Below are 15,877 nucleotides of genomic sequence, written 5' to 3' on the forward strand. Positions count from 1 at the left end.
AGTGCTAACAACAGAAGTGACAAGGGACAAGGGCGTGAACTTTCAACAATTGAAGATCATCCGCGAATCGGCGCGATGCAACTATAACCTGACCGAGGTTGCCAATACCCTGTTCACCTCCCAGTCTGGTGTCAGTCGTCATATTCGCGAACTGGAAGAAGAGCTGGGGATTGAGATATTTATCCGTCGCGGTAAACGCTTGCTGGGGATGACGGAGCCGGGTAAAGAACTGCTGGTGATGGCCGAGCGTATCCTTAATGACGCCAATCACATCCGTCGGCTGGCGAACCTTTTTAGCGATAATGATGTCGGGCAACTGGTTATCGCCACGACCCATACTCAGGCGCGCTACAGCCTGCCGGGGGTCATCAAAGCATTCCGCGCGCTTTATCCGCAGGTTCAAGTGGTGCTGAATCAGGGAACACCCGATGAGATTGTCGCGATGCTGGAATCCGGTGAAGCGGATATCGGGATCGCCACTGAACAACTGATCAATGTTACCTCACTGGCAGCATTTCCCTGGTACCGCTGGCATCACGCGATTCTGTTGCCGGAAGGCCATTCATTGGCTCAAGAGCCGGTCATAACGCTCGACAAACTGAGTGCAGTACCGTTAATTACCTACCGTCAGGGCATTACCGGCCGCTCACGCATTGACCGCGCGTTCACTGCCGCTGGCCTGACACCGCATATCTCTATCAGCGCACAAGACTCTGATGTGATCAAAACCTATGTTGAACTGGGGTTAGGCGTGGGGATTGTGGCGGATATGTCGTTCGACGCCACACGTGACCCTGGTCTGGTCCGGTTGGATGCTCGCCACCTGTTTGAAGCCAACACCGTCTGGCTTGGTCTTAAACGCGGTCAATTGCAGCGCAACTACACGTGGAAGTTTATTCAGTTATGCAACCCGGAACTGACACCGGATGAGATTAAAGCACGGGTGTTTGCCGATGAGAACGAGGTGGCGATCGATTATCAGATTTAATCGCTGATTTATGATCGAATGGTGGGTTTCGCTGCGTTTTGCCTCGATTTGCATGAGCCAAATTGGGCCTATATCGGCGTTCGGCGGTGTTTAATAGACAGTGACGAAACGCATAATTATGAAAACTACCCCGAACGTAGCGCTTGATCTCACGGGAGGGGGATAGTAGCATGCCTCGGCATAACAACAGGTTATGCCTTTTTTGTTTTCTTTTGCGATACAAATAGTTGCGCAATTTTAATGAATAACTATTTGATTACGCATTCTGTTTTGGTGAGTCACGTATTTGCCTGTGGGTCACGAGTTTTTGCAAAAATAACCTTCAAACCTCCCCCTTCATCTGTAGCAGTTCAGCATACGCTGGAGCGTTCGATGGCTGTGTTATAGCCATCGACTAGTAGTCGCAGGGAGCACAGACAATGGATTCGTATTATGAAAAAACAGAAAGTTAGCCTTGCCTGGCAAATCCTCATCGCATTGATTGTCGGTATTGCCGTCGGTGCCTGGTTACATGAAAACCCGGCCAATAAGCTGTGGCTGGTGACCAACGTGTTAAGTCCGGCCGGGGATATCTTCATCCGGTTGATCAAAATGATTGTGGTGCCGATCGTTATCACCACGTTGGTGGTGGGTATCGCCGGGGTGGGTGATGCTAAAAAACTGGGACGTATCGGTTTTAAAACCATCGTTTACTTTGAGGTCATTACTACACTGGCGATTGTGATTGGTATTACGCTGGCCAACCTGTTTCATCCGGGGCATGGCATTGATATGTCGATGCTTACCCGGGTGGATATTTCTCAGTATGAGAAAACTACTGAACAGGTGCAAAGCGGTTCGCACAGTCTGGTGGGCACGATTCTCTCGCTGATCCCGCCCAACATTTTTGCCGCGTTGGCCAAGGGTGACATGCTGCCGGTGATCTTCTTCGCCGTATTGTTTGGTCTTGGACTGTCATCTCTGCCGCGTGAGCAGCGTGATCCGCTGTTGAACGTGTTTCGCAGTGCTTCGGAAACCATGTTCCGCGTCACCAATATGATTATGCGGTATGCCCCGGTTGGGGTATTTGCGCTGATCTCGGTGACCGTCGCCAATTTCGGGTTCGCTTCGCTGTGGCCGCTCGCCAAGCTGGTCATACTGGTCTATGCCGCGATTCTGTTCTTTGCGCTAGTGGTACTGGGCGCTGTGGCGCGGCTGTGTCGGTTACGGATTATGACCTTGATCCGTATTTTGAAAGATGAGTTGATTCTGGCGTACTCCACCGCCAGCTCTGAAACGGTGCTGCCACGTATCATCCAAAAGATGGAAGCCTACGGTGCGCCGAAGGCGATTACCAGTTTTGTGGTGCCGACTGGATACTCGTTTAATCTGGATGGTTCAACGCTGTATCAAAGTATCGCGGCTATTTTCATTGCCCAGCTTTACGGTATCGATTTGAGCCTGTGGCAGGAGTTGGTGCTGGTGTTGACGCTGATGATTACCTCCAAAGGGATTGCTGGCGTACCGGGTGTTTCCTTCGTGGTATTGCTGGCGACCCTGGGCAGTGTAGGGATCCCGCTTGAAGGTCTGGCATTCATTGCCGGGGTAGACCGTATTCTGGATATGGCGCGTACGGCACTGAACGTGGTGGGCAACGCCCTGGCCGTGCTGGTGATTTCGAAGTGGGAAGGGCAGTTTGACGAAGAAAAAGCACGAGCTTATGAACTGGAGCAGGCAACAATGGCGGTTCGTCCCGCCGCCAGTCAGGAGTAGTCTGGCGCGCTGACAACAGGCCATCGGGCGTTGCCCGGTTCTACGCTTCTCACCCTCACCCTGCGAGCGCTATGCTGGCAGGGTGTTTTTTTATATCGGTTCGTATCGGTATATTACGTTCTGTTCCGCTAATCCATTTTGGAGTCTGAGGCATGAAGATAGCGTTGGTTGGGTCGGGGAAGATTGTTGCTGCCTGTCTTGAGGTGCTGTCAACGATTGAGGGGATAGAACTGTGTGCGTTGTGTGTCCGACCAGGGAGCTTGTCAAAAGGTGAAACACTCGCCCGCCAATATGCTATCCGTTCGTTGTATACCGATTACGATGCCATGCTGCGTGATGAGCATATTGATGTTGTTTACCTCGGCATACCCAATCATCTGCATTACGCGTATTCCCACCGGGCATTATCTGCCGGGAAGCATGTCGTCTGTGAAAAGCCGTTTACGTCCAGTTATGCGCAACTACTGAGTTTGGTGACGCTGGCGAAATCCAAAAAGCGCTGTTTGTTCGAGGCGATAACCGCAATTCATACGCCGGGATTCCATTATCTGAAGCAAAACATCGCTGAGATTGGCGATATTAAAATGGTACAGGCGAATTACTCGCAGTATTCGAGTCGTTACGATGATTATGTCAATGGGATCGTGCATCCGGCATTTGACCCGGCTTCGTCGGGCGGCGCGCTTTACGACATCAATGTTTATAACATTTACCTTGTCTGCGCGTTATTCGGCGCGCCAGATCGTGTGAATTATCTGTGTAATAAAGGGCATAACGGTATCGATACGTCGGGTGTTCTCGTCATGAGTTATCAGACGTTTATTGCGGTTTGCAGTGGTGCCAAAGATTCAGCCAGCCCGGCTTATTTCACCGTACAGGGGGCGGCGGGCTATGTGAAAGTTAACGATACACCTGGCGTATGCAAGCACGTCGAGAGTGTGAAGCAAGGACAGCTCGCCACATTTGACGATGCAACGGATAACCATCACATGAGGTACGAGTTCGAGGTATTCAGAGATATTGTCAACGCTCAGGATCTTTCCCGCTGTTATCAGTTACTGGATATGGCGTTGATGGTTGCTCGGGTGCTGGAACAGGCCAGAGTGTGCTGCGATATTTATTTCCCCCTTATTCAAGAATAACCGCCCGACGGCAGGGACCGAGCGGGCGGTTGAGGGAGAAACCGACATGCGCCAGAAGAGCGGTCTGGCGCAATGGCTAACTCAGTAACATTAACTCAGTAGTACCCATACATGGCGGCGAACACCCAGCCGAATACGCAGGAGGTGCTGACGCCAATCAGGCCGGGCAGAATGAAGCTGTGGTTAATGACAAAGCGGCCGATGTGGGTCGTACCAGAGCGGTCGAACTGGATAGCGGCCAGATCGCTGGGGTAAGTCGGCAGAATGTAGTAACCATAGCAAGCCGGTGCAGATGCCACGATATACGCCGGGTCGACACCAATCGCCAGTGCGACCGGTACGATAGCGGCCAGCGCGGCAGCCTGCGAGTTAACGAACTTGGAGACCAGCAGTAGGATCAGCGCATAAGCCCAGGGGTACTCTTTAACCAACTCCCCCAGCGTACCCTTGATCTGTCCAAGGTGAGCACCGAACATGGTTTCCGCCATCCAGGCGATACCGTACACCGCGACAATCGCAATCATCCCGGAACGGAACACCTCATTTTTTGAAATCGATCCTGGGTTGGTTTTGGTGGCGATAATAATGATGGCACCAGACAGCAGCATAAACATCTGGATTACCAGCACCATGGACAGCGGTTTGCCGCCGAAGGTCGGACGCAGGCTTTCGACTGCACCCAGCAGGGCTACCGCCGCGATGGTGGCAAGGAAGATCCACATGGCAACCCAGTTGCTGCGCGGCAGTTTGCGATCCAGCAGGGTGGCGGTGTCACCATAGACGTACTCACGGTTTTCCGGTACGGAAATAAATTTCTGGAAATCCGGGTCTTTATCCAGATCTTTACCCCTGAACCAACTGAAAATCCCGATGGCCAGAATACCCAACAGGGTAGAGGGAACCGTGATTGCCAGTAAGTCCAGAAACTCGAGGTGTTTACCGTGGAAGGTAAATTTACCGAGCATGGCGACCAGTGATACCACTGCCACGGATACCGGACTTGCGATAATCCCCATTTGCGCGCCGATCGAGCTGGCCGCCATGGGGCGTTCCGGGCGGATGTTATTCTTGATAGCGACGTCGTAGATAATCGGCAGAATGGTATACACCACATGACCGGTACCGCACAGAATCGTCAATATACAGGTGACGAACGGTGCAATAATTGACACGTATTTCGGGTTACGCCGCAGCATTTTTTCCGCTACCTGCAGCATAACGTCCAAACCGCCGGAAGCTTGCAATGTCGCCGATGCAGCGACTACGGAAATGATGACCAGCATCACGTCCACCGGTGGTTTCCCAGGTTCTAGTTTGAAAATGAAAACCAGAATGACGAGCCCGATACCCCCTAATAATCCGAGCGCGATACCGCCTTTTCGCGCACCGTAAAACAGGCAGATCAGGACTATGACAAGTTGAATGATAAAGTCCATAGATTCCCCATTACTCAGCATGACGAGTTAATTAATTGAGATTGGATTACTGTCGTCGCAACTACTATAGAGATTATTCCGTCTATTTTTTCTTGATCTAAGTCTACAATTTCCATTGTTTCTTGCCCGTAGTACAAATTAAATGGCGCATTGGCGAAGATAAAAAAACCGTAGTTTTTTTAGTTTATTAACTATAATATTAATTTTATAACCTTTAATAAAGATGTGTCTTCGCGAGTTTGTTTAATTATTTTCGGTATTTCGCGTTTTTGTTTTGGTATGTGTTTTATTTTTGTTGTGTCGGTGTTTTTTTATGGTTTATTTTTTGCCTCAATTTGGTGAGTGGTGTTCACTGACGTTATATCAATAAATGTATTGTTAGTGGATTTTATTTTTATCCTGTTGATTTATAATGATTAAGTTTTATATCGATTTGCTGATTTATTCTGTTTTTTTAATGTCAATCACATGTGGGTTTGTCGGGAATAAATGATAATAATTTTCGAATCGGCTGGGGGCGTTATTTTATAAATCTATCGGTGGTGTCACATTGTTGTGCTCGTGAGAAAATAAATATCGCATGCTATGACTAATAGTCTATAGGGTTATTAAAATAACGCGGCAATGACGTTTTTTTCATTGTCAGCAGTAAACCACCTCCTGATGAGGTGGTGATTGTTGTGGTCTGAGTCATGCCACGTTATCAAACCCAACCTCAAACCGGTTGAGCGAGACAGTATTAGCACGTACTTATTCTGTCTGTCGTGCGCTGACCAACGCGGCCATTGCCGGGCAACCCTGTTCACGTTGTAATCCATCAATTACGCCCTGACGGTCTGCCGGGGCATTCATGGTGTGATGTGAGTGCGTGATATGTGATGTCAGTAATCCCTTTGCTGGTCGATATCGGTTCCCGCTCATTCTCCTTTTGGTGGTAGCTCAGCTACGCTTTAACGATAGCGAATACACGCGTTTTCACGCCTTGATTCACGATGAGGTGCGCGATGACGAACCAGTACAGGGTGGACGAGTCGAGAAGATGGCAGGTATTTTGCTAGATGATTGCCATAGGGTACGTCTATCGCTATCGCTTCAGGGGAGCAGGGTATGCACGACAATTTGCTGATTGACATGTTGATTGACGGAAAACGGGTGCTGGGCAAGGGAGCGCCTTACACGGTGCACAACCCGGCCACGGGAGAGGCCATCATCACGATGGCGCAGGCGGATCTGTCACAGGTGGATGCTGCCGTGATGGCGGCGGAGGCGGCGTTTGCCCACTGGGGGCAGACAACGCCCAAAACACGCGCCACGCTGTTGCTGAAGCTGGCGGACTGCATCGAACAGCACGGTGAAGCGCTGGCCCGACTGGAATCGCTAAACTGCGGTAAACCCTACCATGCGGTATTAAATGACGAGATACCCGCAGTAGCGGATGTGTTTCGCTTTTTTGCCGGTGCCGCACGCTGCCTGAATGGCTCGGCGGCGGGTGAATATCTGGAAGGGCATACCTCGATGATCCGTCGTGATCCGGTGGGGGTGGTTGCCTCCATTGCTCCCTGGAATTATCCGTTGATGATGGCTGCCTGGAAGCTGGCTCCGGCGCTGGCGGCCGGTAACTGTGTGGTGCTGAAACCCGCAGAGCAAACGCCGCTGACGGCATTGTATTTGGCCAGCCTGTTGGCTGACCTGTTCCCGCCGGGCGTCGTCAATATCCTGTTCGGGCAGGGACGGGAAATCGGCGATGCGCTGACCGGCCATGAGCGGGTGCGTATGGTGTCACTGACCGGCTCTATTGCCACCGGTTCGCATATTATTGGCAACGCGGCGGCCAGTGTAAAACGTACTCACATGGAACTGGGCGGCAAGGCACCGGTTATCGTGTTCGACGATGCGGATCTGGAGCAGGTGACAGACGGTATTCGTAGTTTTGGCTTCTATAATGCCGGGCAGGATTGCACCGCGGCCTGCCGTCTCTACGTGCAGCGCCCCATCTATGACCAACTGGTGGAAAAGCTCGGTAAGGCGGTTGCTTCGCTCAAAATCGGCACGCCCGACGACCCGACAACGGAACTGGGGCCGCTGATCACGGCAGAACAACTGGAGCGGGTGGCTGGGTTTGTCGAGCGAGCCCGCGCACAACCCCACATCCGGCTTATCACCGGGGGAGAACGGGTGCCCGGTGGGGGTTACTATTTTCAACCCACCGTACTGGCTGATGCCCGGCAGGAAGACGAGATAGTCCAGCGAGAAGTCTTTGGTCCGGTGATATCCATTACGCCGTTTGATGATGAAGCACAAGTGGTGGCGTGGGCCAACGACTCCCGCTATGGGCTGGCGTCTTCGGTATGGACGCGGGATATCGGCCGTGCGCATCGCGTTGCCGCCTGTCTGGAGTACGGCTGTACCTGGGTTAACACCCACTTCATGCTGGTCAGCGAGATGCCGCACGGCGGACAGAAACTCTCTGGTTACGGTAAGGATATGTCGGTCTATGGTCTGGAGGATTACACCATCGTGCGGCATGTGATGATCCGCCATTAACGGTAGCGCGATAACCGACGGGCGGTGAAAAAATGCCCAATCGTAGGGCGAGCTGCACATAAACGGTGCGTTCGCCTTGTTTTTTGGGCGATTTTTATTCTTTATCTGATCTGCAATAGCAGGATGTGACAATAAATGAGCGGTTTTGTCTATAATCTGTTGTAAAAATAAGCAGGGAAAGGACGAAATCGTGATTTTCTGATTAGGCGGGCGGAGTGGTGCGTTATATGCATTACTTAAATTGGTATCACGTGATACCTCACCCCCAAGGAGCACATTTTGTCCAGATCTCTGTCACATTTCAACCCGCTAGAGTGTTCTCAGCAGGCGCTTGATTTAATTATGAGCGATACCCTTCCCGCCGACGCGATGGCGGCGCTCAATCGTGAAACGCTCAATGCATTTCGTGAGTACGTCAATCCCGGTTTTCTGGAGTACAGAAAATCCGTCACCTCCGGTGGCAGCTTCGGTGCGGTAGAATGGCGCGCCAGCGGCCCCAATACGCTGCTTGATACACAGGGTAACGAATACCTCGATTGTCTCGGCGGTTATGGCATTTTCAATGTCGGTCATCGCAACCCCACCGTCGTGGCCGCCGTGGAAAAGCAGCTTTCCAAACAGCCGTTGCACAGTCAGGAACTGCTCGATCCGCTGCGTGCCATGCTGGCAAAAACGCTGGCGGCCATTACACCGGGTACGCTGAAGTACAGTTTCTTTTGCAACAGCGGCACCGAGTCGGTGGAAGCGGCGATCAAGCTGGCGAAAGCCTACCAGTCACCGCGTGGTAAGTTCAGCTTCATCGCTACCCACGGTGCATTCCACGGTAAATCGCTGGGCGCGTTATCCGCAACCGCCAAACCGGTATTCCGTCGTCCATTCATGCCATTATTGCCCGGTTTTCACCATGTGCCGTTTGGGGATATCCAGGCGATGCGACAGAAAATCGAGCAGTGCCAGCGCAACGGCGAAGGCATCGCAGCGGTGATTCTGGAGCCGATTCAGGGTGAAGGTGGGGTCATTGTGCCGCCGGATCAGTATCTGCCTGCGGTTCGCGCACTGTGCGATGAGACCGGCGCGTTGCTGATCCTCGATGAAGTACAAACCGGCATGGGGCGTACCGGCAAGATGTTTGCTTGTGAGCACTATGGCGTGCAACCCGATATCCTGTGTCTGGCGAAAGCGCTTGGCGGTGGCGTGATGCCGATTGGTGCAACGGTCGCGACCGAAGAGGTCTTTTCGGTACTGTTTGACAACCCGTTCCTGCACACCACCACCTTTGGCGGTAACCCATTGGCGTGTGCGGCAGCGCTGGCCACCATCAACGTACTGCTGCGTGATAATCTGGCGGAGCAGGCGGCACGTCAGGGGGCGTTTCTGCTGACCGGGCTGCAACGACTGGCTGCCGCGTATCCTGATTTGATTGTGGAAGCGCGTGGCAAGGGCCTGCTACAGGCAATTGAATTCAGAGAAAACGCGATCGGCTATGCGTTTGCCAGTGAACTGTTCCAGCACCGGGTGCTGGTGGCAGGCACGCTGAATAATGCCAAGTCGATTCGTATTGAACCGCCGTTAACCATTACCCAAGAGCAATGTCAGCACGTGCTGCAAGAGGCAGAACGGGCGCTGGCGAGGCTACGGGCAACCGGTGTGGACGACGACGCCAAACCTAAACCTGTTAATAAGGAACTCGCACTTCAGTGAACACCCACCCAGCAGCGTTCAGCCCTGTGCTGAGCCGATACATAAAGCCAGTCTGATTCGTCGACTGGCTTTTTTTTACTTACTTTATAGCGTGATATGGTTGCTATTAGGCGATTTTATTTAGCAATGAATGTTCATGAAAAAATTGGATTAAGTCGAACAATCTATTAAATCACTTTTTACCTGCTGTTAATGGCAGTAAGGATAAAGCGATATTCCAAAATATATACGTGATGGTGAGGAAGGTGAAAATGCCGGAATTATCCTTCTGACATTAAACTCTTAGTGTCAAAATGAATAAATATTCAATTTTTTCAATTGAAATATAATCATTGTCACTAGTAATATAAAAAATCACTTTATATGAATTTGTTTTTTTTGAAACTAACATTTAAATTTATTTAATATCAATTGGTTATGGTTGTTTGCATAGATATCGATTTTAGTTATGTCAATACGGTGTTGACACCAATTTAAGTAGGAGTTATTTTTTATTCACTTTGATTGATTTAATATTCATGGCAATTTTATGCAAAAGGATGAAGTTGAACTTACAAATAATCCGGAAATTCTGAATAAATTTCTTAACTATATTGAATCTGATACATTTTCTTGTATTGGGGCAAAAACGGCAGCGGCTATGGGGTCATTAATCCATAGAGACTGTTGCAAAAATAACAATGTAAGCTTGGAAGATGTGTATGGATATCTCCGTCAGTTTATTTCGTTACGTGAACAACTAAGTAAAACAAATAGTACTTTTGTGCTGACATTCAGCGACAAGTACTGCAGTGACGAAGCTGAGTTTGAAATCTTTTTGTGGGATACGTTAACGAAATTGAGCAAAATAGATATGGAATGCGGTTTCTTATGGAGCGAAGAGTGTTCCTCTGATCCTCTGTCACCTCAGTTTAGTTTCTCCCTTGGTGGCGAGCCATTCTTTATTGTTGGCCTTCATCCTAAGGCAACAAGGATCAGTCGTCGCTCTCCTTATCCATCTATCGTGTTTAATTCACATCGACAATTTCATTATCTAAAGGAATTGGGGACATTTGAGAAAATGCAGAAAGAAATACGACGGAGAGAAATGGTTATCCAAGGAGACCTTAACCCAAACCTAAGTAATTTTGGTGAGGAAAGTGAAGCCAGACAATATGCCGGTAATATCACGACAAAAGAGTGGGTTTGTCCATTCAAAAAGAAATTGTAAAAACTGTTTCGTCATTGAAATGAGATAAAACTCATCTTTACAATAAATCGATTTTTTTTAAAACCACCTTTTATACTGACTGAAGCTCAATGCGTTGCATTGGTGATGGGCAAATTAATAGCAGAGAATGGTTTACTGTTTAGCTTAGTAAACCTATATTTTTTTGCAACTTGAAACATGCGTGTGAAAAGGTTATACCTAAATGAATAATACGGAAACAATCGTTATTACAGGCGCATCATCAGGGTTTGGTAAAGCGATATCACACAGGTTTTTAATAGAAGGGTATAATGTTGTTGCTATTGCCAGAAGAGCGGATAATCTTAATGAATTGAGTAAAACGTTTCCAGGCAGAGTACTTCCAGTCATCGCTGATATTACTGATAAAAAGTCAGTTGAAGAGGCCTTAAAAGGTATTCCTAAAGAATTCGGATATATCTGTGGGTTGGTAAACAATGCAGGACTTTCTTTAGGGTTTGGTCCAGCACAAGATAATGATTTCAGCGATTGGGAAGCAATGATCAATACTAACATTATAGGCCTGCTGCATATTACTAAAATTCTTATTGAAAAATTCATATCGCAAAATCGAGGCCATATCATCAATATAGGATCTGTGGCAGCTAACTACCCCTATATGGGTAGTAATGTATATGGTGCCAGCAAGTCGTTTGTGCATAATTTTAGCCTTAATTTGAAAACCGACCTAGAGGGTACAAACATTAGAGTAAGCTGTATTGCTCCTGGGCTATCTAAAACTGAATTCGCTTTAGTAAGATTTAAAGGTGATGTTAAGAAAGCTGATGCATTATATGAGAATAAAACATATCTGACGTCAGAGAATATTGCTGAAATGGTCTTTTGGACTTATTCTCTCCCGTCAAATATAAATGTCAATATTCTTGAGGTGATGCCGACAGGGCAATCATTCGCGTTAGGGTTTAATAAATAACAGGATCTAAAATGAGTATCATAAATAGTTACAGTGATTGGGGTAAATTAGAAGAAATTATTTTGGGTAGTCCAAAGGGACTGACGCTGCCTGATCTAGATATATCATCACGACACTTCTTTGACCTTCAGGAAGAGTTTGTACAAGAGAAGAATGCCGCTTCAGTCCTTTCTAAAGTGAAAGATGAAATGGAAGAGGACTTCCAGGAGATGACATCGGTACTGGAACGATATGGTGTTAAGGTTCGTCGCCCTGACGTTATCCCCCTTGATATAAAGTGCCAAACACCACACTGGAGTTCACAGCAGTCACATGCCCTTATGCCACGAGACTGTTTACTGGTTTTGGGGGATACGTTGATTGAAGTACCAATGCCATCTCGCAACCGATATTTTGAAAACCAATCGTTTAGGAGTATTGCTCGTGAGTATTTTTCGAGTGGTGGAAAATGGATTTCTGCACCTAAACCAATTTTGACCGATGATACGTATCTGTGGCGTAATAACCATCCCTATCTTGCTGAAGATGATCCTCTATTTGATGCGGCAAATATTATGCGCTGCGGAAAAGATGTTTTTTTCAATATAAGTAACAGCGGTAATCATACTGGCTTTGAATGGCTGAATAGAACTTTTGGTGACAAATTCAATTTTCATCCAATGTCGATTTGCAGTGATCATGTTGGTACAACGATGCAGTTGTTACGTCCTGGTTTGGCTTTAATAAATGGATCTAGGATGAAACCAGCGGACATACCACACCAATTTAAACATTGGGAATTGGTGTTCTTCAATGAGCCTATTGATATAGGATACGCATTTGATTGGGCTAGAGCATCTGTATGGATTTCAATGAATGTGTTATCTATTGATGAAAAAACCATAATCGTTGAAAAAAATCAGCATAAGTTAATGGAGATTCTCGACCATTGTGGCTTGGAAGTCATCCCAGTTTCCTTCCGGCATGGAAGAACCGTCGGTGGAGGATTCCATTGCTGTTCACTTGATGTTCGTCGTCAAGGGGACTGCGAGAATTATTTATAAAAATTATATCTACGAATAATTTATGAAGCGTTGCAGGGTAATAATAACCCACGCAACGCGGTAATTAATATAGTGGTTATGGGAAGATAACATGAGCATGGTTATGATGTGTAGTGAGGAGGGAGTACACTGGTAGTTAGAAGGATGACACTTGGCTGAATACTACTGAGGAGATGAGTAAATATGAATCCGGGCGTTCTGTCTATTAAAGGGGTAATAAAATTATCAGGCGGTCATCCAGAAGTAATAAAAATAAGTGTCAGAGCAGACACCCTCCACGAGTATGACGACGAGTGTTCTGGTTTTAATGTTGTTTTTGATGGTGGTGAAAATAATTTTCTTAAGCTTGTACTAAAAAATCTTGAAGGTGAGTCTTATCTTGAAGATGTTCTTTACCCTGAAGAGTTATGGTGTGAATCCGGTTTATTAATGGCTCTATCAGTGGTTTTCTACGTTACCGGTCTTACGAAAATTAAGGTTGTCGAGAGAGAGATTTTTGCGCTCATAGGAAAATTAGAAAAATCCAACAGAACATTTCCAGAAATAAACATTTCTGAGTTGGAGAATAAGTCGAATAAAGTATATGAAATTAGTTATTCTTATGAAGAAATAGTTGTTTCACATAATACAGACGTTTTTAGTTTATCAGTAGAGCAGAGCATCCTTGATGCAGCCCTGAGTAGAAACATTGAGTTGAAACATATGTGTAGATCAGGCATTTGCATGAAATGCAGGAAAAAAGTTCTCTCTGGCGCCTGTATGACACTATCTCAGCAGGAAGAACAAGATATGCTAAAGGTACAGCATCTTCTTACTTGTAACTACAAAGCTATCACTTCACTTATTATAGGATGATCATGGAACAAACTAGTTTAATTGCTTTTGCGTTTGCCGCTTTACTGCTTAATCTGAGTCCTGGCCCATCTTTATTTTTTGTAAGTGCAAGGGGAATTAGTGAGGGAAAAGCTGCAGGCGCTGTTTCTGCCTTGGGGCTTGCTTCTGGTAGTTCTATTCATGCACTTTTGGCTGGACTGGGGGTCACCGCTATTGTTGCAAAAAGTGTTTTTGTCGCTAATGCAGTTGCTTTGGTTGGGGGGGTGTATATTCTTTATCTGGGATATGAATCTCTCAAAGCCGCGCGTGATGTGGGTGATACCAAGGTCGCTGAGTCTGATACAATTAAAAAGAATAGTCTTCTAAAACTTTATTTACAGGCGGTGTCAGTAGAGTTTCTTAATCCTAAGACGATACTTTTTTATCTTTCAATACTGCCAGGCCTTATTTTGACTGGAGGATATACACCAGTCCAAGCACTACTTGTTTCACTCATTGTGCCAGCGACTGCGTTGCCTATTGATATGACTGCTGGGCTTACTGGGGGAGTGCTTGCACGTGCATCGCAAAAAAATCGAGCACTCAATGTTACTCTTAATTATGTGTCAGGAGCAGCACTCGTTTTTATCGGTGTTATTCTTCTTTATAAAAATTTTATGGTTGGTTGATATGTACTTCTCAATAGATAGTGCAGCTGCAGATGCTGGTGTAACACATGCTCTCTTTCTGGTTGTTCGAGGTTTGATAGTTTCGCCCAGTAAGCCAGAGTTTTTAAAGAGATGCGAAAATAGTGTAAGCGAATGTATACCAGAAGATATAGGGCGCTATAATTTTGGTATGCGTAAGATTCTTACCATAACAACTGAGCAGAATAATTTTAAAACTGCAGGTGAGAAACTAAGAGATAATTTCAGTACGCGAGGATTTAGGTCTATAAATAATATCATTGACTCATATAATGAGGTTGCATTTTATTATGGGCTTGGAATCGGTGGGCATGATATCTCTCACGTGAGGACAAGTGACTGTGTTGAAATAAAAATTTCATCAGGTGAAGAGAGGATAACTCCTCTTTTTCAGGATAAAGCTAAAACTATAAAATCAGGTGAGCTCATATATGGTACTGAAGATAGAGTCATGGCTTGGATTGGCAGCAAGGATGTAGATTCTGACTATTTTAAAATAACAGAGAAAACAACTGACTGCCTTTTTGTTATTATCGGTCATGAATATGTCTCAGCTAATGACCTTTATACTGTTAGCAATAAAATAAGAAGAAATATTGTTGATGCATCATATGAGCTTCATAGCCATGAATTCGATGTTCAGGAGTTTTATTACAACGCGAGAAGTAGCTGATGAGTATCATAGAACAGTTAATTTACTATCCTCTCAAATCTGGTGCCGGTATCCGTTCGGATGTGTTGCAAGGCGGAACGAACGGTATTAGAAAAGATCGACAATTTTGCCTTTACGGAAGAAAGAGTAATAAGTTCATGTCGTTAAGGGAAAATATTAACATTCAGAATATAGTGATTGTGGATGCAGGTGATACTCTTATTATAGATTTAGGAACTATTAAAAAATCATTTTTACATACTAACGGAGATGATACATCTATTCATATTTGGTCAAGAGAGGTAGAGGTGTCGGCATTTTTCGGTGAGGTCTCGGCTTTTTTGAGTAGCTATCTTTTAGAAGATGTAGTGCTTGCTAAAATAAAACATCCAGACGATTTTGGTCAGAGTTTTATGGATACAGGACCGATACACATTATTGCGCAGTCAGAGCTTAAGAGGCTTGCTAAGATTTGCCAGCTTGATGAGTTAAACCCAATGATATTTAGACCTAACATTATTGTCTCCGATTTTGGCGAACAGGGTGAGAGCGATGTTAATAAAGTAAAAATTAATGGGGTTGACTTTTTAGTGACAGAGAGGACTGGAAGATGTAATGCAGTAACTCTATTACATAAAAAAAATCATAACATGTCACATTCAATACTTCTCGATGTATTGGATGAAGAGAATAATAATGACGGTGCATTATTTGGGCTATATCTTCGAGCTGACAATGATTTTGAAATAAAAACCCATGATGTAATGGATATTAGCTTCGATTAAATAAGACTTTACTTATGGTGGCAACCATAACTACGAGAGTTTTCCTGATAAATAGTAAGCTATTTCCTCGTATGCCTGAAAATCGCTCTTATGCAGTGGCGGTTTTCAGCATTAGTCTCTTTTATTCTCTGAAAAATTTTGGTAGTGATAAC

At 46.2% G+C, this 15,877-nt stretch carries 13 protein-coding genes; 12 read left to right on the forward strand and 1 reads right to left on the reverse strand.

Going from position 1 to position 15,877, the window contains the following annotated elements; translation table 11 throughout:
* Window positions 1–34 precede the first annotated feature (34 nt).
* From cbl to LF929_RS07510, 3 genes are all read left to right on the forward strand, one after another.
* A complete protein-coding gene (gene cbl / locus LF929_RS07500; protein WP_210175305.1) occupies window positions 35–988 on the forward strand; it encodes an HTH-type transcriptional regulator Cbl in 954 nt (317 codons plus the stop codon).
* A 432-nt stretch (window positions 989–1,420) separates the two neighbouring features.
* Window positions 1,421–2,740: a glutamate/aspartate:proton symporter GltP gene (gene gltP, locus LF929_RS07505; protein ID WP_168365346.1), complete on the forward strand. Its 1,320-nt coding sequence runs from the start codon at window positions 1,421–1,423 to the stop codon at window positions 2,738–2,740.
* A gap of 152 nt (window positions 2,741–2,892) precedes the next feature.
* Window positions 2,893–3,882, forward strand: coding sequence for a Gfo/Idh/MocA family protein (locus tag LF929_RS07510; protein ID WP_226093413.1), 990 nt, complete (start codon window positions 2,893–2,895; stop codon window positions 3,880–3,882).
* Window positions 3,883–3,977: 95 nt separating this feature from the next.
* On the opposite strand, the gene LF929_RS07515 is transcribed toward LF929_RS07510, so the two are convergent.
* Window positions 3,978–5,318 carry an anaerobic C4-dicarboxylate transporter gene (locus tag LF929_RS07515; RefSeq protein ID WP_038908487.1) on the reverse strand — a complete coding sequence of 447 codons (1,341 nt, stop codon included), beginning with the start codon at window positions 5,316–5,318 and terminating at the stop codon, window positions 3,978–3,980.
* Window positions 5,319–6,425: 1,107 nt separating this feature from the next.
* Here LF929_RS07515 and patD point away from each other — a divergent pair.
* From patD to LF929_RS07560, 9 genes are all read left to right on the forward strand, one after another.
* The gene (gene patD, locus LF929_RS07520) at window positions 6,426–7,862 is read left to right on the forward strand and encodes an aminobutyraldehyde dehydrogenase (RefSeq protein ID WP_168365350.1); all 1,437 of its coding nucleotides are present in this window, start codon (window positions 6,426–6,428) and stop codon (window positions 7,860–7,862) included.
* Between the two features lie 279 nt (window positions 7,863–8,141).
* Window positions 8,142–9,563, forward strand: coding sequence for a putrescine aminotransferase (ygjG, locus tag LF929_RS07525; RefSeq protein ID WP_226093412.1), 1,422 nt, complete (start codon window positions 8,142–8,144; stop codon window positions 9,561–9,563).
* Window positions 9,564–10,092: 529 nt separating this feature from the next.
* Window positions 10,093–10,773, forward strand: coding sequence for a guanitoxin biosynthesis heme-dependent pre-guanitoxin N-hydroxylase GntA (gene gntA / locus LF929_RS07530; protein WP_210175303.1), 681 nt, complete (start codon window positions 10,093–10,095; stop codon window positions 10,771–10,773).
* 202 nt (window positions 10,774–10,975) lie between these two features.
* On the forward strand, window positions 10,976–11,725 hold the full coding sequence (locus tag LF929_RS07535; RefSeq protein WP_210175302.1) for an SDR family NAD(P)-dependent oxidoreductase: 750 nt from the start codon (window positions 10,976–10,978) through the stop codon (window positions 11,723–11,725).
* A gap of 11 nt (window positions 11,726–11,736) precedes the next feature.
* Complete coding sequence (locus LF929_RS07540; protein WP_016943650.1) at window positions 11,737–12,768, forward strand: hypothetical protein; 1,032 nt, start codon at window positions 11,737–11,739, stop codon at window positions 12,766–12,768.
* A gap of 183 nt (window positions 12,769–12,951) precedes the next feature.
* The gene (locus tag LF929_RS07545; RefSeq protein WP_038908484.1) at window positions 12,952–13,623 is read left to right on the forward strand and encodes a 2Fe-2S iron-sulfur cluster-binding protein; all 672 of its coding nucleotides are present in this window, start codon (window positions 12,952–12,954) and stop codon (window positions 13,621–13,623) included.
* 2 nt (window positions 13,624–13,625) lie between these two features.
* Window positions 13,626–14,270: a LysE family translocator gene (locus tag LF929_RS07550; protein ID WP_016943652.1), complete on the forward strand. Its 645-nt coding sequence runs from the start codon at window positions 13,626–13,628 to the stop codon at window positions 14,268–14,270.
* A gap of 1 nt (window position 14,271) precedes the next feature.
* On the forward strand, window positions 14,272–14,961 hold the full coding sequence (locus LF929_RS07555; RefSeq protein WP_016943653.1) for a phenylalanine--tRNA ligase beta subunit-related protein: 690 nt from the start codon (window positions 14,272–14,274) through the stop codon (window positions 14,959–14,961).
* Entirely contained in the window at window positions 14,961–15,725 is a 765-nt protein-coding gene (locus LF929_RS07560; protein WP_038908483.1) for an MOSC domain-containing protein, read from the forward strand. The genes LF929_RS07555 and LF929_RS07560 overlap by 1 nt, the downstream gene beginning before the upstream one ends.
* Window positions 15,726–15,877: the final 152 nt, after the last annotated feature.

This window comes from Dickeya oryzae (assembly GCF_020406815.2).
GTDB lineage: Bacteria > Pseudomonadota > Gammaproteobacteria > Enterobacterales > Enterobacteriaceae > Dickeya > Dickeya oryzae.

Bases quoted from the DNA above. Each gene is read 5' to 3' on its own strand.
- gltP (WP_168365346.1), top strand. From the start codon at position 1,421: ATGAAAAAACAGAAAGTTAGCCTTGCCTGGCAAATCCTCATCGCATTG.
- LF929_RS07510 (WP_226093413.1), top strand. From the start codon at position 2,893: ATGAAGATAGCGTTGGTTGGGTCGGGGAAGATTGTTGCTGCCTGTCTT.
- LF929_RS07515 (WP_038908487.1), bottom strand. From the start codon at position 5,318: ATGGACTTTATCATTCAACTTGTCATAGTCCTGATCTGCCTGTTTTAC.
- patD (WP_168365350.1), top strand. From the start codon at position 6,426: ATGCACGACAATTTGCTGATTGACATGTTGATTGACGGAAAACGGGTG.
- gntA (WP_210175303.1), top strand. From the start codon at position 10,093: ATGCAAAAGGATGAAGTTGAACTTACAAATAATCCGGAAATTCTGAAT.
- LF929_RS07535 (WP_210175302.1), top strand. From the start codon at position 10,976: ATGAATAATACGGAAACAATCGTTATTACAGGCGCATCATCAGGGTTT.
- LF929_RS07540 (WP_016943650.1), top strand. From the start codon at position 11,737: ATGAGTATCATAAATAGTTACAGTGATTGGGGTAAATTAGAAGAAATT.
- LF929_RS07545 (WP_038908484.1), top strand. From the start codon at position 12,952: ATGAATCCGGGCGTTCTGTCTATTAAAGGGGTAATAAAATTATCAGGC.
- LF929_RS07550 (WP_016943652.1), top strand. From the start codon at position 13,626: ATGGAACAAACTAGTTTAATTGCTTTTGCGTTTGCCGCTTTACTGCTT.
- LF929_RS07555 (WP_016943653.1), top strand. From the start codon at position 14,272: ATGTACTTCTCAATAGATAGTGCAGCTGCAGATGCTGGTGTAACACAT.
- LF929_RS07560 (WP_038908483.1), top strand. From the start codon at position 14,961: ATGAGTATCATAGAACAGTTAATTTACTATCCTCTCAAATCTGGTGCC.